Genomic DNA, 18408 nt, shown 5'->3' with positions numbered 1-18408 from the left:
TGAGGTACCCACCGCCCCAGGCCGCTCGCGGGGTCTCGACGACGCTCACGCCCTAGCGGGCCTTCGCTGCTCGACCAGCGGTGAGGTCCTGTTGGTCGAGCAGGCGAGCGCCAGCGAGCCGTCGTCGAGACCCGGTGAGGTACCCACGGCCTTGCCCAGCGACCCTGCCCGCTGCTCGACCGGCGGCCGTCAGCCCTCGTCGACCTCCGGCTCGGCGCCCCGGACCGGGCGGTTCTCGTAGAACGTGTTGAGCACGATCGTCGTGCGGGTGGAGACGTTGGCGGCGGCGCGGATGCGCGCCAGCAGGCCCTCCAGGGCCGACGGCGTCTCGGTCCTGACCTTGAGGATGTAGGACTCCTCCCCCGCGACCGACCAGCAGGACTCGATCTCGCTGATCGCGCGGAGCCGGTCCGGGGAGTCGTCGGGCTGGGAAGGGTCGATCGGGCGGATCGAGATGAACGCCGTCAGCGGCAGCCCGACCTGCTCGTGGTCGACCGTCGCGCCGTACCCGAGGATCAGGCCCCGCTGCTCGAGGCGCTTGACCCGCTGGTGGACCGCCGAGGTGGACAGGCCGGTCGCCTTGCCGAGGTCGGTGAAGGACATCCGTCCGTCGGTCGCGAGCAGCTCGAGGATGTGCCGGTCGGTTGCCTCGACGTCGGGAGCGCTCACGGCGGCCACCCTAGCCACGCCGGGCGCCCGGCGGGTGCGGGCGTCCGGATCGGTGGCGACGGCGCCTGCTCAGGTTCTGACAGGATGCGCCCGTGACCACCCAGCCCGGCCGCCTGATGCTCCTCGACACCGCCTCCATGTACTTCCGGGCCTTCTTCGGCGTGCCGGAGATCAAGGCGCCGGACGGTACGCCGGTCAACGCGGTCCGCGGCCTGCTGGACTTCATCAGCCGGCTGGTCGACGACTACCGACCGACCGACCTGGTCTGCTGCTGGGACAACGACTGGCGGCCGCAGTGGCGGGTCGACCTGCTGCCGTCGTACAAGGCGCACCGGGTCGTCGAGGAGGTCGCGGGCTCCCCCGACGTCGAGGAGGTCCCCGACCCGCTGGGCGTCCAGGTGCCGATCATCCGCGAGGTGCTGGAGGCCTTCGGCATCTGCGTGCTGGGTGCGGACGGCTACGAGGCCGACGACGTCATCGGCACCCTGGCCACCGGGGCCGGCCAGCCCGTCGACGTGGTGACCGGTGACCGGGACCTGTTCCAGCTGGTCGACGACGAGGCGGACGTGCGGGTCCTCTACATCGCGCGGGGGGTCGGCAACCACGAGCGGGTGACGAACGACTGGGTGCGGGCGAAGTACGGCGTCGACGCCCGCCAGTACGCCGACTTCGCCACGCTCCGCGGGGACGCCTCCGACGGCCTCCCCGGTGTCGCCGGTGTCGGTGACAAGACCGCCGCGAGCCTGCTCGGGCGCCACGGCGACATGGCGGGCATCCGGGCGGCGGCCCTCGACCCGGACTCCGGCATGGGGCCCGGCCCGCGCGCCAAGCTCGCCGCCGCCGCCGACTACCTCGAGGTCGCACCGCGGGTCGTCGCCGTCGCGCGGGACATCGACCTCGACCGCTCCCGCACGTCGCTGCCGACGACACCACGCGACCCCGAGCGGCTCGCCGCCCTGGCCGAGAAGTGGGCTCTCGGCAGCCCCGTCGAGCGGCTCACCGCGGTCCTGGCTCGCTGACGGGGGACCTCACCGGCGCGTCCGTACGGTGGGGTGCATGAGTCAGATCGCCATCGTCGGGGGCCACGGCAAGGTGGCCCAGCACCTCATCACGACGCTCGCCGCGCGCGGGCACACGCCCGTCGCGCTCGTCCGCAAGGAGGAGTACCGCGACGAGCTGGAGGAGAAGGGCGCGGTCGTGCGGATGCTCGACATCGAGCAGCAGGACGCCGCGGCGTTCGCCGAGGCCTTCGAGGGCTGCCACGCGGTGGTCTTCGCCGCGGGTGGTGGCCCCGACGGCAACGTGGAGCGGAAGCGCACCGTCGACCTCGGCGGCTCCCTGAAGTCGATCGAGGGCGCCCGTACGGCCGGCATCGAGCGCTTCGTCCAGGTCTCGGCCATCGGCGTCGACGAGCCCCTCCCCGACGACGCCGAGGACGTCTGGAGGGTGTACGTCGAGGCCAAGCGCGACTCCGACGCCGCCCTGCGAGAGAGCGGGCTGGCCTGGACGATCATCCGCCCCGGCGCCCTCACCGACGACCCCGGGACCGGCCTGGTCACCCTCGCCGAGTCCGTCGAGCGCGGCGAGGTGACCCGCTCCGACGTGGCCGGCGTGCTCGCCGTCTGCCTGGACGAGGACGCCACCATCGGCCACCAGTGGGAGCTGGTCGGCGGCGACACCCCGATCGCGGACGCGGTCGCCGCCGCGTCCTGACCCCTCCGCGGTCCCGCCCAGCGGGGTAGTCCGCCACGCGAGCGCCCTTGCGGGACCGTTCCGGGGCGCAGGTGTGCCGGACTACCCCCCCGCCGGGCGTCCACCAGCCGCAGCGACCGCCCGACCGGACCAGCAGCGGGGCGTCAGTCCGCCAGGCCGGAGTACGCCACGACGCCGCGGCGCAGGCGCTTGACGACGTCGCGGGCGGTGCCGCGGAGCGGGGTGTCGCCCGCCGCGTCGGCGACCTGGCCCGCGAGGTCGAGCAGCTGCTTCATCCAGCGCACGAAGTCGCCGGCGGCGAGCTCGGAGGCGCCCAGCACGTCGTCGAGCTCGTCGCCCTCGGCCCAGCGGTAGGCCATCCAGGCGAAGCCGAGGTCGGGCTGGCGCAGGAAGTCGAGCCGGTGCTCCTTCTCGAGCCGGTCGAGGTCCCCCCACAGCCGGCCCATCTCCTCGACGACCCCGCGGACGCGGCCACCGGGGATGCGCGGGGAGGACTGGTCGTCGGCGCGGCGGGCCTCGAAGACCAGCACCGACAGGACGGCCGCGAGCTCGGAGGCGGTGAGGTCGTCCCAGAGCCCGTTGCGCATGCACTCGGCGGCCAGCAGGTCCATGTCGGAGTAGATCCGCATCAGGTGCCGACCGCGGTCGGTGACCTCCTCGCCCTGGAGGTAGTCCAGGACGGTGAGCACGTCGCAGACGCGGTCGAACTGGCGCGCCACCGTGTTGGTCCGCTGCTCCACCCGCCGGGCGAGGGTCTGGGCGTCGCGCTCGAGCTTGAAGTAGCGCTCGGCCCAGCGGCTGTGGTCCTCCCGCTCCGGGCACGCGTGGCACGGGTGCTCCTTGAGCTTCCGGCGCAGCTCGGCCACCTCGGGGTCCAGCCCGGCGTCGCCGGGCGAGGACTTCCGCCGCAGCTGGGCGGGGGGCAGGTCGCGGGTCCGGGTGCGCAGCGCCGCAGCGAGGTCCCGGCGCATCTGCGGGTTGCGCCCGTTGAAGCTGCGCGGCACCCGCAGCCGGGCGAGCGACTCCACCGGCGTCTGGAAGTCGATCATCCCGAGCCGGCGCGCCTGGCGGTCCAGGGTGACGACGTAGGGCCGCGGGCCCTCGTCGCTGTAGCCGGGGTCGACCACGACGGCGTACCCGGCGAACTTCCCCGACGGCACGTCGATCACGTCGCCGACCTTGAGCCGCGCGAGGGAGGCGATCACCTCGTCGCGACGGTCCTGCCGGCGTGCGCGGCTGGCGTCCTTCTCCAGGTCCGAGATGCGGCGGCGGAGCCCGGCGTACTCCATGAAGTCGCCGAGGTGGCACTGCGCGGCGTCGCGGTAGCCCTGCAGCGCGTCCTCGCTCTTGCGCAGCTGGCGGGCCAGGCCGACGACGGCCTTGTCGGCCTGGAACTGGGCGAAGGACTGCTCGAGCAGCTCGCGGGACCGCGCCCGGCCGAACTGGTTCACCAGGTTGACCGCCATGTTGTACGACGGGCGGAACGACGACCGGAGCGGGTAGGTGCGGGTGGAGGCCAGGCCGGCGAGCTCGCGCGGGTTCATGCCCGGCTGCCACATGACCACGCCGTGGCCCTCGACGTCGAGCCCGCGACGGCCGGCGCGACCGGTGAGCTGGGTGTACTCCCCCGGCGTGATGTCGGCGTGGTTCTCGCCGTTCCACTTGGTGAGCTTCTCGATGACGACCGTGCGAGCAGGCATGTTGATGCCGAGCGCGAGCGTCTCGGTCGCGAAGACCACCTTGCACAGCCCGCGGAGGAACATCTCCTCCACGCACTGCTTGAACGCCGGCAGCATGCCCGCGTGGTGGGCGGCGACGCCGCGGGTCAGCCCCTCAAGAAAGTCGTGGTAGCCCAGGACGTGCAGGTCCTCCTTGGCCAGGTGCCGGGTGGCCTCCTCGACGTAGGCGTGGATCTCGTCGCGCTCGGCGGGCGTGGTGAGCCGGACCCCGGCGTTGAGGCACTGGGTGACGGCCGCGTCGCAGCCCACGCGGCTGAAGATGAAGACGATGGCCGGCAGCAGGTTCTCCCGCTCGAGCCGGTCGATCACGTCGTACCGGCTGGGGATCCACACGCGCCGGCCGTTCCCGACCTGGCGGGCTCCCCGGGCACCCGAGCCCCGCGCGGAGCGGCGGTCCTTGATGCGGGACGCCGCCCAGTCGTCGCGGGCCACCTTCATCAGCTCGTCGTTGACCGGAGCGCCCTCCTTGACGAAGCCCGCCGCCGCGTCGACGTCGGAGGAGGCGAACAAGTCGAGCAGCCGGCGGCCCACCATCACGTGCTGGTAGAGCGGCACGGGCCGCTTCTCCTCCACGATGGTGGCGGTGTCGCCGCGGACGGTCTCGAGCCACTCGCCGAACTCCTCGGCGTTGGAGACCGTCGCCGAGAGCGACACCAGCGAGACCGACTCGGGGAGGTGGATGATGACCTCCTCCCAGACAGCGCCGCGTGACCGGTCGGCGAGGTAGTGCACCTCGTCCATCACGACGTAGCCGAGGCCGATCAGCGTGCGCGACCCCGCGTAGAGCATGTTGCGCAGCACCTCCGTGGTCATCACCACGATCGGTGCCTCGCCGTTGACGACGTTGTCGCCGGTCAGCAGGCCGACCTGCTCGGGCCCGTAGCGCCGGACGAGGTCGTTGTACTTCTGGTTCGACAGCGCCTTGATCGGCGTCGTGTAGAACGCCTTGCGCCCGGTCGCGAGCGCCAGGTGGATCGCGAACTCGCCGACGATCGTCTTGCCGGACCCGGTGGGCGCGGCGACGAGCACGCCGCGGCCCTCCTCGATGTGCTCGCAGGCGCGCACCTGGAAGTCGTCGAGGGGGAATTCGTGGAGGGCCCGGAAGTCCTTGAGGACGGGGTGCTGCTTGGTCGCGCGGTACGCCGCGTAGCGCTGCGCGGGGCTGAGCTGGTCGGTCTCGGGCTCCTCGGCGCTCATGCGAGAACGGTAAGCGCGCCGGGCGCGGACTCGACGGTCAGGGGCAGCGGGCCGAACCGCTCGCCGTCGGCGTACGACACGATCCCCGGTGCGGCCACGGTCACGCGGCGCGCCCGGTGGTGCTCGTACTGCGGCAAGCGGGTGTGGGTGCCGGCGAACAGGCGGGGGTAGGCCCGCACGAGGCCGGCCTTGCTCAGCGGCTTGATGATCACGACGTCCAGCATGCCGTCGTCGAGCAAGGCGCCCTCGGTGATCCGCAGCCCGCCGCCGAAGGAGGGGCCGTTGCCGACCGCCACGAGCATGGCGTCGGTGCGGATCCGGTGCCCGTCGACCTCGATCGTGTACGGCAGCGGCTCGAAGACGCGCAGCTCGGCGAGGGTGGCGAGGTTGTAGCGCATCTGGCCGCGCGGCCACGTCATGGCGTTCGCGCGCTCGTTGACGATCGCGTCGAACCCGGCGGCGAGCACGCTGACGAAGTACCGCGAGCCCGACCGCGCGAGGTCGATGGTGCGGGTGCGGCCCGCGAGGACCCGGTCGGCCGCCGCGAGCGGGTCGGTCCGCGGCAGGTCGAGGGACCTCGCCACGTCGTTGCCGGTGCCGGCCGGGACCAGGCCGAGGGGGACGCCGGTGCCGGCGAGCACCTGGACGGCGAGGTGCGTCATCCCGTCACCGCCGCAGACCACGACCGCCTCGACGCCGTCGGCGACGGCGGCGTGCGCCAGGTCCCGCGCCTCGTCGGCGTCGCGGCCGACGAGGTCCCGGACGGACAGGCCGGCGTCGCGGAACCGCCCCAGCGCGGCCGTGCGGTGGCGCGCGCCGCGGCCCTTGCCGGCGGAGGGGTTGGTCAGGAGCGCGATCTCGCGGGAGCTGCCGGCCACGCGCAGGAACCTACCGCCGAGGCGGCACCCACCGACGCCGATCGGTCGATCAGCCGATCGGGTCGTGCGCGAGCCGGCGGGACCGGTGGCGCGCCATCCGGGCCCACACGACCTGCTGGAGGGCCAGGGTGGCCCAGCCGGCGAGCACCATCCCGCCGATGTTCACGGCCAGCTGGAGCACGCTGCCGACGATCTCCTCGGTCGCCCCGAACGCCACGCCGAGCGCGACGTTGCCGGCCGCAGGCACCGTGGTGACGGAGATGAAGACGCCCGACAGGCCGCCGACCTTCGCCGAGGTCAGGGACAGCACGCCCGCGGCGGCGGCGATGAGCGCCACCACGAAGGACCACCGGTCCGGCGAGTAGATGAAGTCGGTCCCCGGCCGGTCCCCCGTCACGTCCGAGGCGTGCACCCAGCCGAGCCACCGCGCCGCCAGCGCGGCGAGGGTCGCGGTGCCGATCGCGGCGGCGAAGCCGACCACCAGCGTCCGGGCCGCCCGCGCGAAGAGGGTGCCGCGGCGGCGCACCGCCGCCAGGCCCAGCGCGGCGATGGCCACGAACTCCGGCCCCAGGACCATCGCGCCGATCACCAGCACCTGGGAGTCGACGACGATCGCGACCGAGGCGAGCAGCGTCGCGAGGGTCATGAACGCCAGGTAGGTCCAGTTCAGCTCGGACTCCTCGTACGCCCGCTGGGTGACGTCGGCCCAGACCACGGCGTCGGCGCTGGACCCCGGTGTGTGCCGCTCGGCGTCGTAGCCGGCGCGGGAGACCCAGGTCGTCACGGGCTCGACGTGGATCGTCCCGCACTCGGGGAGCCCGAGCCGGTCGAGCCGGTCGAGGAGGTCGTTCGCGGCCTCCCGGGCCACGTCGACGAGCACGATGTCGCCGGCCGGGCGGACCGAGGCGCCCGCCATGACCGCGAGCTGGCTGACGGCGGGGTCGTCGTCGAAGACCGCGACGACCTGGTCGGTCAGCGCGGCCGGGGAGGTGATCCGCAGGTGCAGCACGACACGCAGTGTGCACCCCGCCGACCGGGCAGGCGCGGTGCCGTCGCCCTAGTGGGAGCGGCGGTCGCTGCCGATGCGCAGGAGCGCGGCGTAGCGGTCGGGGTCCGCACCCACGGCCCGCGCCAGCCGCTCGAGGGCGTCGAGGACGCGGTCGGCGGTGAACGCCGTCCCCGGCACGGCCAGCGCGAGCCGGTCGTCGCGGCGCACCAGGTCGACCTGGCCGTGGCGCCAGGCCTGGTGTGCGCGTCGACGAGCGTCCTCGTCGGCGACGGGCGCCGGCCACGCCTCGTCGAGGGCCAGCAGGTCGCAGGGGAGCTCCTCGGCGCCTCCCTCGAGGGTGCCACGCACGAGGTGGCCGGTGCGGACGCCGGCCTCGGGGGTCCAGAGCACGTCGCCCTCCCCCAGCCAGTCCGGGAGGCCGAAGGGGTCCTGCGGCGCGAGCGGCGCGGGCGTCACAGCGGCGACAGCGCGTCGTCGTCCCACTGGTCGGTGCTCCCGGCACCGCGCCCGCGGGAGCGGTCGACCAGCCGGGCGACCACCTCGGCCACCACGAAGAGCACGAGCATCGGGAGCGCGAGCATCAGCATGGAGAAGGGGTCGGTCGACGGCGTGGCCACGGCGGCGAAGACGAACGTGCCGATGATGATCCAGGGGCGGTACCGGCCGAGCGCCTTGCCGGTCACCACCCCCGCCAGGTTGAGCATGATGACGAACAGCGGGATCTCGAAGGCGACGCCGAAGACGAGCAGCATCCGGGTGAAGAAGCCGAAGTACTCGCCGAACTCGACGAGGTTCTCCAGGCCCTCGGGGGTGAAGCCGATGAGGACCTCGAGGCCCTTGGGCAGCACGTAGTAGCCGGTCGCGACGCCGATGATGAAGATCGGCCCGGCGATCGCGGCGAAGACCCGCGTCCAGCGCCGCTCGTGGGCGTGCAGGCCCGGCACGATGAACGCCCAGATCTGGTAGAGCCAGAACGGGCTGCTCGCGACGATCGCCGCGACGCCGGCGAGCTTCAGCTGCAGCAGGAGCGGGCCGCCGGCCGAGGCGATGTACGCCTTGGTCTCGACGCCGGGCAGGGCCGCTTGGGCGTCGTAGTACGGGTCGAGGATCAGGTCGAGCAGGTAGGGGTCGTAGAAGACCAGGCCGACCGCGAAGGCGATGAGGAAGAACACGACCGCCTTGAGCAGCCGCGCCCGGAGCTCACGGAGGTGGTCGGACAGCGCCATGCGGCCGTCCGCGCCCACCGGGTGGTGCGGTCGACCCCGGAAGAGGTCGAAGACCCCGGAGATGGACAAGCGACCCGGATCAGGCGGTGTCGCCGCGGCGCTGGCGCTCGGTCTCGGCGTCCAGCAGCGCCTGCTGGCGAGCCTCGATCTCGCGCTGCTCGGGCGTCTTGGCCGCCTCGTCCTCGTCGTCGTCCATCAGGCCCTTGGTCTCGGCCTTGAAGATGCGCAGGGCGCGACCGCTGCCGCGGGCCAGCTCGGGGAGCTTGGAGGCACCGAACAGCAGGATCAGCACGGCCAGGATGATGAGCAGCTCGGTGGTGCCGAGGCCTGCGACGAGCGGGAGCATGAGGATCCTCACGGGTGCTGTGGAGCCGGGCGGTGTGTCGTCGACCATCCTACGCCCGGTTGGTCGTAGAGGCTGAGCGCATCCTGTGCCGCCGCCCTGAACGTCTCGGTGAACTCTCGGGGTACGACGACCTGCGCGTGCGGCGCGAGCCGCAGCAGCAGCCGGAGCAGCCACCGGTCCTCGGCCACGACGAGGTCCACCTCGAGCGAGCCGTCCGCGCCGGTGCGGACGTCCTCGACCGGGTAGTACTCGGTCACCCACCGCGCGGGCGGCTCCAGCCGCAGGGTCACCCGACGGGTCTCGTCGGACTGGCTGAAGATCCCCTCGCTGAGGTCGCGCGGCGCCGCCGGCTCGGTATCGATCGGCCGGTCGAGCACCTCGAGGTCGCGGATCCGGTCCAGCCGGAAGAGGCGCGGGGCCTCGGCGCCGTGGTCCCACGCGTCCAGGTAGGACCACCCGTGGTGGTTCACCACCCCGCGCGGGTCGACCACCCGCTCGGACTGCTCGTCGCGGCTCGGCACCCAGTAGGTCATCCGGACCTGCCGGCGTCGGTCGGCCGCCTGCTGGAGCCGGGTGGCGCGCAGCGCGAGGTCGACGTCCGCGGCGTCGAGGCCGGGGTCCACCCGGGGAGCCGCCTCGGCCGCGGCCGCCTCGAGCTTGCCCAGCGCGCGGTCGACGATCTCGCGCGTCTCCTCGCCGGCGCCGCCGCGCAGTGCGCGGAGCGCCACGATGATCGCCGTCGCCTCCGTCGGGGTCAGCCGCAGCGGTCGGGCGAGGTAGTCGGCGTTGGAGATCCGGATGACCCCGTCGGCCTCCGGTCCCTCGAGGGAGTCCAGGTCGACGTCGATCAGGTCGTCGGGGTAGCCGCCCGGCAGGCCGACCATCAGCAGCACCTTGAGGTCCTTGACGACCTGGTCGGCCGGCACGCCGAGGGCCGCCGCCGCGTCGTCGACGCGGACCTGGTCGTGGGCGTGGAGGTACGGCACGAGCGCCAGCAGCCGCGCGACCTGGTCCTTGGCACCGCTGGCCGGCTGCTTCGCCGGCGCCGGGGTGGTGCGTCGCGGGCTCACGACACCTGCTCCGAGGTCGCGCCGGCCAGGGCGACGGCCGCGGTCAGCCGCTCGACGACCTGGTCGCGCAGCCACGCGGGCTCCTCGACCAGCACGTCGGCCCCGTGGGCCAGGATCTCGTCGGCCGCGCCGGGGATTCCCCGGGTCAGCACCAGCCGGTCCCACGGGGTCCGGTCGTCGGGGCCGGGCACGCCGGCCTCGGTCTCGTCGGCGTTGCGGCGCAGTGCGTGCCCGGCGCCGGCGCGCACCAGCACGACGGTGCGGTCGCTGCTCGGCGGTGGCGCCAGCCGGCGGGCGACGGCCCGCACGTCGGTGCCCGGCGGGACGTCGTACGACCCCGGCTCGCCGGTCCGGCGGGCCTGCCCCTGGACGCGGGAGAGCCGGAAGACGCGCTCGGCGCCGCGGTCGGTGTCGAGGCCCACGACGTACCAGCGGCCCGAGTAGCGCGCGACGCCCCACGGCTGCAGGTGCCGCAGCGTCGGCGTGGTCGCACCGCTGCGGAGGTACTCGAACTCCACCGGCGTCCGCTCGGTGGTGGCCTCGAGGAACACGTCGAACGACGGCTCGTCGGCGCTCAGCCGCGGCTCGACGATGTCGAGGGCACTGACGTCGACGGGCACGCCGAGCGCGACCAGCTTGCGGACCGCCTCGGTCGTGGCGTCGGCCAGCCGCGCGTGCTCCCACACCTTGGTCGCCAGGGCGATGACCGAGGCCTCGTCGGCCTCTAGGTCGATCGCGGGCAGCGCGAACTCGTCGGGACGGATGCGGTAGCCCGGCTCGTCGTCGAAGTAGGCGTCGATCTGCCCCACCTCGATCGGCACGCCGAGCGAGCGCAGCTCGTCCTTGTCGCGCTCGAACATCTTCTCGAACGCCTCGTCGCTGGTGCCCGGGTAGAGGATCGACCGGATCCGCTCCTTGGGCACGAACCGGCGCTGGACGAGCAGCATGATCAACAGGTTGAGCAGGCGCTCGGTCTTCTTGCCGGTCGTCCCGCTCACCGCACTCCTCCACTCACCTGCGTACGCCCCGGCCGCGGGCGGCCGGGGCGTCGCGACGCGTCACTTCGCGGAGACGATGTCCACGACGAAGTAGAGCGTGCTGCCGGCCGGGATGCCCGGCTGCTCCTGGTCACCGTAGCCGAGGTCCGGCGGGATCGAGAGCAGGACGCGGCTGCCGACCTTGAGGCCGGAGAGGCCGAGGGTCCACCCCTGCACGACCTGCTGCAGGGAGAACTCGGCGGGCTGCTTGGAGAAGCTCTCGTCGAACGGCTTGCCGCCGCCGTACACCATGCCGAGGTAGTCGGCCTTGACCGTGCTGTCCTCGGTGAGCGTCTTGCCCTTGCCCTCGCGGACGACGTGGCGCAGCAGGTCGCCCTTGGCGTCGGGCTTGGGCAGGCCCTTGAAGTCCAGCCGGACCGGGTCGCCCTTCGCGCCGAAGACGATGCGGGGGACCTGACCGGCGCCGACGTCCTCGGGCTTCGGCGGGACGTACTCCTCGACCAGGTCGACGAGAACCAGGACCGAGTCCTTGTTGGCGATGTTCAGGCCCGGGTTGCCGGCCTCGCCGAAGGCCTCGTCGGCCGAGGCCGTGACCGCGACGCGCGAGCCCAGCTTCTGGCCGTCGAGCACGTCGGCGAAGATCGGCGCGAGGTCGTCGCCGACCGTCAGCGTCTGGGGCTGCTTGTCGTCGTAGGTGCTGTAGGACTTCTCCTGGGTGAAGCCGTTGCCGATCCAGATGTTGGTGACGACCTGGTCGCCGTCCTCGAGCTCCTCGCCGTCGCCCTCGACGAGGGTCTCGGTCTCGATGTCGTCGGCGGACATCGTGCCCTTCCACTCGACCTTCGGCTGCTCACCGACGTCACCGGAGACGCTGACGGCGTCGAGCCGCTCGCGGTCGCCGGAGGTGGTCCCCTCGCCCTCGTCGTCGCCGCACGCGGTCAGCGAGGCGGCCAGCAGGGCCGGCAGCAGGACAAGAGCAGGACGACGCAGACGTCGATACACGGAGTTCACCTTCAGGAGCTGGGCGGGTCGGAGCGGCGCCACCCTACAAGCGGTGGCTGAGAGAACCCTGGACGAGGCCCGCCACGACGCCGGCCGCCGGCCGGGTCACATGCCGTCGATGAGCCGCTGCACCCGCTCGTCGTACGCCCGGAACGGGTCCTTGCACAGCACGGTGCGCTGCGCCTGGTCGTTGAGCTTGAGGTGCACCCAGTCGACGGTGAAGTCGCGCCGGCGCTCCTGCGCCTTGCGGATGAACTCACCGCGCAGCCGGGCACGGGTGGTCTGCGGCGGCACCGACTTGGCCTCGAAGATCTTCAGGTCGGTGGTCACCCGGGCGACCTTGCCCCGCTTCTCCAGCAGGTAGTAGAGCCCCCGGCCCCGATGGATGTCGTGGTAGGCGAGGTCGAGCTGCGCGATCCGCGGGTGCCCCAGCGGGAGGCCGTGCTTGGCGCGGTAGGCCTCGATGAGCTTCCACTTGATGACCCAGTCGATCTCGCGGTCGACCAGGCCGAGGTCGTCGGACTCGATCGCCTTCAGCCCGCGCTCCCACAGGTCGAGGGCCTGCTCGATGACCGGGGTGCTGATCCCGCGGCGGTCCACGAAGTCACGGGCCTTGGAGAGGTACTCCCCCTGGATCTCCAGCGCGCTCGCCTCCCGGCCGTTCGCGAGGCGCACCTTGCGCGTCCCGGTGACGTCGTGGGAGATCTCGCGGATGGCCCGGATCGGGTTCTCCATGGTGAGGTCGCGCATCACGACCCCCTCCTCGATCATGCGCAGCACCAGGTCGCAGCTGGCGACCTTGAGCATGGTCGTGGTCTCGCTCATGTTCGAGTCGCCGACGATGACGTGGAGGCGGCGGTACTTCTCCGCGTCCGCATGCGGCTCGTCGCGCGTGTTGATGATCGGGCGGCTGCGCGTGGTGGCGCTCGAGACCCCCTCCCAGATGTGCTCCGCACGCTGGCTGACGCTGAAGCCGGCGCCGCGCGGGGTGTGGGTCACCTTGCCGGCGCCCACGACGATCTGGCGGGTCACGAGGAACGGGATCAGCACGTCGGCCAGGCGGGAGAACTCGCCGCTGCGGCCGACCAGGTAGTTCTCGTGGCAGCCGTAGGAGTTGCCGGCCGAGTCGGTGTTGTTCTTGAACAGGTAGATCTCGCCGGCGATGCCCTCGTCGTGGAGCCGCTGCTCGGCGTCGAGCAGCAGCCCCTCGAGGACCCGCTCCCCCGCCTTGTCGTGGGTGACCAGCTCGGTGATGTCGTCGCACTCGGGGGTGGCGTACTCGGGGTGGCTGCCCACGTCGAGGTACAGCCGGGCGCCGTTGCGCAGGAAGACGTTGCTCGAGCGGCCCCAGCTCACGACCTTGCGGAACAGGTAGCGCGCGACCTCGTCGGGCGAGAGGCGGCGCTGGCCCTTGAACGTGCACGTGACGCCGTACTCGTTCTCGATCCCGAAGATCCGGCGGTCCATGGATGCACACTACGCACCGCCTGGTCGTCAGGGGTGGAACCGATGACGTACGCAGGCACCAGCGGGTCGAGCGGGAGGCGCCCCGGCGCCGGGCCCGTTGGTCGAGCGTCGTCGAGACCCCGTGAGGTGCCCACCGCCGAAAGGACGGTCACCGGGTCTCGACGACGGCTCGCCAAGGCTCGCCTGCTCGACCAGCGGGCGGCTCTGCTGGTCGAGCAGGGAGGCGCGCCAGCGCCGAGCGTCGTCGAGACCCGGTGAGGTACCCGCCGCCGAAGAGACGGTCACCGGGCCTCGACGACGGCTCGCCGGGGCTCGCCTGCTCGACAAGCGGGTACGCCGCGCCGCGCGCTGCCGGCGCCGAGCGTCGTCGAGACCCCCGGTGAGGTGCCCACCGCCGAAGAGACGGTCACCGGGTCTCGACGGCCTCGCCGGCTCGACCGGCGGCGGGTCAGGCGGGCGGGGCGACCGGCGGGTCGTCCTCCGGGTGCACCTGGGACGGCGAGGTCTCGCCGCGGCCGCCGAGCAGCACCTCGAGCCGAGCCGGGGACAGGCGGCTGAACTTCCGCTGCTGGCCGCGGCTGCGGTCCAGGACGGCGACCTCGAGGTCGTCGACCGGGATGACGCGGTCCTCGGTGTCGGTGTGCCCGAGCGCGGCGACCGCGGTCTTGAGCGCCTCCTCGAGCCCCGCGCCCTGGCGGTAGTGCTGCTTGAGGTGGGAGGTGACCGCCTCCGCGGCGCCGCCCATGACGGCGTACCCGTGCTCGTCGGCGACCTGGCCGTCGTAGGTGAGGCGGTAGATCTGGTCCGAGGACGGCTCGTCGCCGATCTCGGCGACGAAGATCTCCACCTCGTAGGGCTTCTCGCCGCCGCTGGAGAAGATCGTGCCGAGCGTCTGGGCGTAGGCGTTGGCCAGCCCGCGGCCGGTCACGTCGCGCCGGTCGTAGGCGTAGCCGCGCATGTCGGCGAGCCGCACGCCGGCGATCCGCAGGTTCTCGAACTCGTTGTAGCGCCCGACCGCGGCGAAGGCGATCCGGTCGTAGATCTCGGAGACCTTGTGCAGCGCCTGGGAGGGGTTCTCGGAGACGAACAGGACGCCGTCGGCGTACTGCACCGCGACGACCGACCGGCCGCGCGCGATGCCCTTGCGCGCGAAGTCCGCCCGGTCCTTCATCAGCTGCTCGGGCGAGACGTAGAACGGGGTGCTCATCGCACGTCACCTCCGGTCGAGGGGCCGGTCGAGGGACCGGTCAGGGGCGCGGCGGGCCCGTCGGGGCGGTTCATCCGCCCGGCGATCACCCGGTCGGCGATGGCGGCGACCTCCTCGTCGGACATCCGGCGGCCGCCCTCGGCGGTGATCACCTGCACGACCGGGAAGATCCGGCGGGTCAAGTCCGGCCCGCCCGTGGCGGAGTCGTCGTCGGCGGCGTCGTACAGCGCCTGGACGACGACGGTCACGCAGTCCTCGGGGCTGAGGTCCTCGCGGTAGAGCTTCTTCAGCGCCCCGCGGGCGAACAACGAGCCGGAGCCGACCGAGTGGAACGCCGTCTCCTCGTAGCGGCCGCCGGTGACGTCGTAGCTGAAGATCCGGCCCTGGCCGGCCTGCAGGTCGTAGCCGGCGAAGAGCGGCACGACCGCGAGCCCCTGCATGGCCATGCCGAGGTTCCCGCGGATCAGGGCGGCGAGCCGGTTGGCCTTGCCGTCCATCGACAGCGTGGTGCCCTCGATCTTCTCGTAGTGCTCGAGCTCGGTCTGGAAGAGCCGCACCATCTCGACGGCGAGGCCGGCGGTGCCGGCGATGCCGACGGCGGAGAACTCGTCGGCCGGGAAGACCTTCTGGATGTCGCGCTGGGCGATGATGTTGCCCATCGTGGCGCGGCGGTCACCGGCCATCACCACGCCGCCCGGGAAGGTCGCCGCAACGATCGTGGTGCCGTGCGGAGCGAGGTCGCCGGCGTTGCCCGGGGGCACCGCTCGGCGCGCGGGGAGCAGGTCGGGGGCCTGGTCGGCGAGGAAGTCGGCGAACGACGAGACGCCCGGCTGCAGGTAGGCAGCGGGCAGGCGGGGGTCGGTCACTGGCCGCCCTTCTGGATGAACGACTTCACGAAGTCCTCGGCGTTGGTCTCGAGGACGTCGTCGATCTCGTCGAGGATGTCGTCGACATCGCTGTCCAGGGCTTCCTTGCGCTCCGCGACATCGGTCTCCGGGGCGGTCTCGACGACCTCCTCGGTCTCCGAGGACCTCTTCGGCTGCTTCTGCTCCTGTGCCATGCCTCGACCCTACTCAGTCAGCGGGTGAGAGCGGTGAACAAGTCCTCGGCCGTCTCACATCGGTCCAGCAGCGCCCCGACGTGCGCGCGGCTGCCCCGCAACGGGTCGATGGTGGGCACGCGCTGCAGCGACTCGCGACCGGGCAGGTCGAAGATGACCGAGTCCCAGGACGCCGCGGCGACGTGCTCGGCGTACTTCTCCAGGCAGCGCCCGCGGAAGTAGGCGCGGGTGTCCTCCGGCGGGTCGTGCATCGCGGCGACCACCGCCGCGTCGTCGAGCAGCCGCTCGATGCGGCCGCCGGCGACGAGCTTGGCGTAGAGCCCCTTCTCGGGGCGGATGTCGGAGTACTGGAGGTCTATCAGAGCCAGCTTGGCGTCGTCCCAGTCCAGCCCGTCGCGGGAGCGGTAGGACTCCAGCAGCTTGAGCTTCGCGACCCAGTCGAGCTCGCGCGCGCAGAGCATCGGGTCGCGCTCGAGCCGGTCGAGCACCGACTCCCAGCGGGCGAGCACGTCGAGGGTCTGGGCGTCGGCGTCGGCGCCGTACCGGTCCTCGACGTACTTGCGGGCGAGGTCGAGGTACTCCAGCTGGAGCTGGACGGCGGTCAGGCGGCGGCCGTCGCGGAGCGTGACGGTCTGCTTCAGGGTCGGGTCGTGGGAGACCGCGCGCAGCGCCGAGACCGGCCCGTCCACGGTCAGGTCGACGGTGATGAACCGGTCCTCGATCATCGACAGCACCAGCGCGGTGGTGCCGACCTTGAGGTACGTCGAGACCTCCGCCAGGTTGGCGTCGCCGATGATGACGTGCAGCCGGCGGTACTTCTCGGGATCGGCGTGCGGCTCGTCGCGGGTGTTGATGATCGGCCGCTTGAGCGTCGTCTCGAGGCCGACCTCGACCTCGAAGAAGTCCGAACGCTGGCTGACCTGGAAACCGTGGGTGCGGCCGTCCTGGCCGATGCCCACGCGCCCGGCGCCCGCGACCACCTGGCGGCTCACGAAGAACGGCGTCAGGTGCCGGACGATCTCGGCGAACGGCGTCGACCGGCGCATCAGGTAGTTCTCGTGCGCGCCGTACGACGCGCCCTTGCCGTCGGTGTTGTTCTTGTACAGCGCGATCGGCGCGCCCCCCGGCAGCTGCGCGGCCCGGCGCTGGGCGTCGAGCATCACCTGCTCCCCCGCCTTGTCCCAGCGGACGATGTCGAGCGGGGTGGTGACCTCCGGTGTGGAGTACTCCGGGTGGGCGTGGTCCACGTAGAGCCGGGCGCCGTTGGTCAGGATGATGTTGGCGAGCCCGAGGTCCTCGTCGGTGAGCTGGCTGGCGTCGGCGACCTGGCGGGACATGTCAAACCCGCGGGCGTCGCGCAGCGGCGACTCCTCCTCGAAGTCCCACCGGGCGCGGCGGGCCTGGGTGGTCGCGGACGCGTAGGCGTTGACCACCTGCGAGGAGGCGACCATCGGGTTGGCCAGGGGCTGGCCGGTCACCGAGATGCCGTACTCCACCTCGGTGCCCATCACGCGCCGCACGCTCATGGCCCGAGCCTACGGGGCGGGCGGGCCTAGGCTGCCGGGATGGGCCTGTGGACCGAGCGGGTCGTCCCGCACCTGACCGACCGGGCGCTCGCCGGCGCCGACGTGACCGTGCTGCGGGAGGCGGCCTGCGAGGGCCTGGCCGGGCGGGTCCTGGAGATCGGGTTCGGCAGCGGGCTCAACCTGCCCTGCTACCCCACGTCGGTGGCGTCGGTCGACGCGGTGGAGCCGTCCGACGTCGGCTGGGAGCTGTCGGCCGGGCGCCGTGGAGCGGGTCGGGTCCCGGTGCGCCGGGCCGGCCTCGACGGGCAGCGGCTCGACGCACCCGACGCGTCGTACGACGCCGCGTTGACGACCTTCACGCTGTGCACCGTCCCCGACCCCGCGGCCGCGCTGGCGGAGGTACGTCGGGTGCTGCGACCCGGCGGCGCGCTGCACCTCCTCGAGCACGGGTTGGCGCCGGACGACCGGGTGGCCCGGTGGCAGCGACGGCTCGACCCGGTGCAGCGGACGGTGTGCGGTGGGTGCCACCTCAGCCGCGACGTCCCCGCGCTCGTCGAGGCGGCCGGGCTGGTGGTGGAGGAGCTGACCGAGGTGGGGCTGCCCGGCCCCGCTGTGAGCCGGCCCTGGACCCACTGCTTCGTCGGCCGGGCGGTGGCGCCGTGAGCGAGGACCAGCAGCTCACGGGGGCCGAGCGTGTCGCAGCGGCCGCCCGGCGGCTGGGGCTCGAGCACGAGGTGGTGCGGCACGGGCCGGCCGCGTCGCTGGCGGAGGCGGCCGCCGCCCGAGGCATCGAGCCGCGACAGCTGGTGAAGACCATGGTGGTGCGGGTGTCGGCGGGTGACCACCGGTTCCTGCTGGTGCCCGGGGACCGGCAGATCTCCTGGCCCCGGCTGCGCGCGCTCCTCGCCGTCAACCGGCTGACGATGGCCTCCGCCGACGAGGCGTTCGAGGTGACCGGCTACCGCCGAGGGACGATCACCCCGCTGGGCAGCCGGACCGCGCTGCCTGTCATCGCCGACACCCGGGTGCGCGGACGGATCTCGGTCGGCGCCGGCGAGCCCGGCGCCGGGCTGTCGGTCGACGCCGACGACCTGGTCGCCGCGGTGGGCGCGCAGGTCGCCGACGTCACCGAACCGGCCGGCGACGGCGCCTAGCGGCGCCGGAGCAGCATCGAGGCGACGTACAGGATCGCCAGGACCACGAGCACGATGAGCAGGATCTTCAACACAGGGGTGTCCTTTCTCCGGGCGGCCTCGGGGGTGTGCCGCCGCGCCGGGACCGTTACCCGCAACGGTCCCGGC

The 18408-nt window shown here is 72.8% G+C and carries 20 protein-coding genes; 4 read left to right on the top strand and 16 right to left on the bottom strand.

Annotated elements, in window-relative coordinates:
• Positions 1 to 189: 189 nt before the first annotated feature.
• Positions 190 to 669, bottom strand: a complete 480-nt coding sequence (locus AB0N29_RS06745; protein ID WP_302271458.1) for an Lrp/AsnC family transcriptional regulator — start codon at positions 667 to 669, stop codon at positions 190 to 192.
• A gap of 116 nt (positions 670 to 785) precedes the next feature.
• Between AB0N29_RS06745 and AB0N29_RS06740 the strand changes: the two genes are divergently transcribed.
• A complete protein-coding gene (locus AB0N29_RS06740; protein ID WP_364865453.1) occupies positions 786 to 1688 on the top strand; it encodes a 5'-3' exonuclease in 903 nt (300 codons plus the stop codon).
• Positions 1689 to 1725: 37 nt separating this feature from the next.
• Positions 1726 to 2382, top strand: coding sequence for an SDR family oxidoreductase (locus AB0N29_RS06735; protein WP_364865149.1), 657 nt, complete (start codon positions 1726 to 1728; stop codon positions 2380 to 2382).
• Positions 2383 to 2525: 143 nt separating this feature from the next.
• Here AB0N29_RS06735 and AB0N29_RS06730 read toward each other — a convergent pair whose 3' ends face one another.
• The 14 genes from AB0N29_RS06730 to dop all read right to left on the bottom strand — a co-directional run bounded on the left by AB0N29_RS06730 (position 2526) and on the right by dop (position 17107).
• Positions 2526 to 5318, bottom strand: a complete 2793-nt coding sequence (locus tag AB0N29_RS06730) for a DEAD/DEAH box helicase (RefSeq protein WP_364865146.1) — start codon at positions 5316 to 5318, stop codon at positions 2526 to 2528.
• Positions 5315 to 6196, bottom strand: a complete 882-nt coding sequence (locus AB0N29_RS06725; protein WP_302271452.1) for a diacylglycerol kinase — start codon at positions 6194 to 6196, stop codon at positions 5315 to 5317. The genes AB0N29_RS06730 and AB0N29_RS06725 overlap by 4 nt, the downstream gene beginning before the upstream one ends.
• A 49-nt stretch (positions 6197 to 6245) precedes the next feature.
• Positions 6246 to 7205 carry a DUF389 domain-containing protein gene (locus AB0N29_RS06720; RefSeq protein WP_364865142.1) on the bottom strand — a complete coding sequence of 320 codons (960 nt, stop codon included), beginning with the start codon at positions 7203 to 7205 and terminating at the stop codon, positions 6246 to 6248.
• 48 nt (positions 7206 to 7253) lie between these two features.
• Positions 7254 to 7661: a hypothetical protein gene (locus AB0N29_RS06715; protein ID WP_364865140.1), complete on the bottom strand. Its 408-nt coding sequence runs from the start codon at positions 7659 to 7661 to the stop codon at positions 7254 to 7256.
• A complete protein-coding gene (tatC, locus tag AB0N29_RS06710; protein ID WP_364865138.1) occupies positions 7658 to 8431 on the bottom strand; it encodes a twin-arginine translocase subunit TatC in 774 nt (257 codons plus the stop codon). Before tatC ends, AB0N29_RS06715 begins: the two co-directional genes overlap by 4 nt.
• Positions 8432 to 8510: 79 nt before the next feature.
• Complete coding sequence (gene tatA, locus AB0N29_RS06705) at positions 8511 to 8777, bottom strand: Sec-independent protein translocase subunit TatA (RefSeq protein ID WP_302271446.1); 267 nt, start codon at positions 8775 to 8777, stop codon at positions 8511 to 8513.
• 8 nt (positions 8778 to 8785) lie between these two features.
• On the bottom strand, positions 8786 to 9847 hold the full coding sequence (locus AB0N29_RS06700) for a WYL domain-containing protein (RefSeq protein ID WP_364865135.1): 1062 nt from the start codon (positions 9845 to 9847) through the stop codon (positions 8786 to 8788).
• Positions 9844 to 10845, bottom strand: a complete 1002-nt coding sequence (locus AB0N29_RS06695) for a WYL domain-containing protein (RefSeq protein WP_302271443.1) — start codon at positions 10843 to 10845, stop codon at positions 9844 to 9846. The genes AB0N29_RS06700 and AB0N29_RS06695 overlap by 4 nt, the downstream gene beginning before the upstream one ends.
• Positions 10846 to 10905: 60 nt before the next feature.
• The gene (locus tag AB0N29_RS06690; RefSeq protein WP_364865132.1) at positions 10906 to 11847 is read right to left on the bottom strand and encodes an FKBP-type peptidyl-prolyl cis-trans isomerase; all 942 of its coding nucleotides are present in this window, start codon (positions 11845 to 11847) and stop codon (positions 10906 to 10908) included.
• A gap of 105 nt (positions 11848 to 11952) precedes the next feature.
• Positions 11953 to 13314 (bottom strand): Pup--protein ligase, encoded by a 1362-nt coding sequence (gene pafA, locus AB0N29_RS06685; protein WP_302271439.1) that lies wholly within the window; start codon positions 13312 to 13314, stop codon positions 11953 to 11955.
• A gap of 448 nt (positions 13315 to 13762) precedes the next feature.
• Positions 13763 to 14521: a proteasome subunit alpha gene (gene prcA, locus AB0N29_RS06680; protein WP_364865129.1), complete on the bottom strand. Its 759-nt coding sequence runs from the start codon at positions 14519 to 14521 to the stop codon at positions 13763 to 13765.
• Positions 14518 to 15387 (bottom strand): proteasome subunit beta, encoded by an 870-nt coding sequence (gene prcB, locus AB0N29_RS06675; RefSeq protein WP_302271433.1) that lies wholly within the window; start codon positions 15385 to 15387, stop codon positions 14518 to 14520. The genes prcA and prcB overlap by 4 nt, the downstream gene beginning before the upstream one ends.
• Complete coding sequence (locus tag AB0N29_RS06670; protein ID WP_302271430.1) at positions 15384 to 15581, bottom strand: ubiquitin-like protein Pup; 198 nt, start codon at positions 15579 to 15581, stop codon at positions 15384 to 15386. The genes prcB and AB0N29_RS06670 overlap by 4 nt, the downstream gene beginning before the upstream one ends.
• Before the next feature lie 17 nt (positions 15582 to 15598).
• Entirely contained in the window at positions 15599 to 17107 is a 1509-nt protein-coding gene (gene dop / locus AB0N29_RS06665) for a depupylase/deamidase Dop (RefSeq protein ID WP_302271428.1), read from the bottom strand.
• Positions 17108 to 17146: 39 nt separating this feature from the next.
• On the opposite strand from dop, the gene AB0N29_RS06660 reads away from it, so the two are divergent.
• Together AB0N29_RS06660 and AB0N29_RS06655 are read left to right on the top strand one after the other, a co-directional pair.
• The gene (locus AB0N29_RS06660) at positions 17147 to 17770 is read left to right on the top strand and encodes a class I SAM-dependent methyltransferase (RefSeq protein WP_364865125.1); all 624 of its coding nucleotides are present in this window, start codon (positions 17147 to 17149) and stop codon (positions 17768 to 17770) included.
• Entirely contained in the window at positions 17767 to 18261 is a 495-nt protein-coding gene (locus AB0N29_RS06655; protein ID WP_364865123.1) for a YbaK/EbsC family protein, read from the top strand. The genes AB0N29_RS06660 and AB0N29_RS06655 overlap by 4 nt, the downstream gene beginning before the upstream one ends.
• On the opposite strand, the gene AB0N29_RS06650 is transcribed toward AB0N29_RS06655, so the two are convergent.
• Positions 18258 to 18398, bottom strand: coding sequence for a hypothetical protein (locus tag AB0N29_RS06650; protein ID WP_302271421.1), 141 nt, complete (start codon positions 18396 to 18398; stop codon positions 18258 to 18260). The two genes, AB0N29_RS06655 and AB0N29_RS06650, sit on opposite strands and share 4 nt — an antisense overlap.
• Between the last annotated feature and the right edge of the window lie 10 nt (positions 18399 to 18408).

The sequence above is a fragment of the Nocardioides sp. NPDC092400 genome (assembly GCF_040684155.1).
In the GTDB taxonomy this organism is placed as follows: domain Bacteria; phylum Actinomycetota; class Actinomycetes; order Propionibacteriales; family Nocardioidaceae; genus Nocardioides.
This window is presented reverse-complemented; position numbering and strand designations above follow the sequence as displayed.

Excerpts from the sequence above, each read along its gene's own strand:
- AB0N29_RS06740 (WP_364865453.1), top strand. The coding sequence starts at position 786 with ATGCTCCTCGACACCGCCTCCATGTACTTCCGGGCCTTCTTCGGCGTG.
- AB0N29_RS06735 (WP_364865149.1), top strand. The coding sequence starts at position 1,726 with ATGAGTCAGATCGCCATCGTCGGGGGCCACGGCAAGGTGGCCCAGCAC.
- AB0N29_RS06730 (WP_364865146.1), bottom strand. The coding sequence starts at position 5,318 with ATGAGCGCCGAGGAGCCCGAGACCGACCAGCTCAGCCCCGCGCAGCGC.
- tatC (WP_364865138.1), bottom strand. The coding sequence starts at position 8,431 with ATGGCGCTGTCCGACCACCTCCGTGAGCTCCGGGCGCGGCTGCTCAAG.
- tatA (WP_302271446.1), bottom strand. The coding sequence starts at position 8,777 with ATGCTCCCGCTCGTCGCAGGCCTCGGCACCACCGAGCTGCTCATCATC.
- pafA (WP_302271439.1), bottom strand. The coding sequence starts at position 13,314 with ATGGACCGCCGGATCTTCGGGATCGAGAACGAGTACGGCGTCACGTGC.
- prcA (WP_364865129.1), bottom strand. The coding sequence starts at position 14,521 with ATGAGCACCCCGTTCTACGTCTCGCCCGAGCAGCTGATGAAGGACCGG.
- AB0N29_RS06670 (WP_302271430.1), bottom strand. The coding sequence starts at position 15,581 with ATGGCACAGGAGCAGAAGCAGCCGAAGAGGTCCTCGGAGACCGAGGAG.
- dop (WP_302271428.1), bottom strand. The coding sequence starts at position 17,107 with ATGAGCGTGCGGCGCGTGATGGGCACCGAGGTGGAGTACGGCATCTCG.
- AB0N29_RS06660 (WP_364865125.1), top strand. The coding sequence starts at position 17,147 with ATGGGCCTGTGGACCGAGCGGGTCGTCCCGCACCTGACCGACCGGGCG.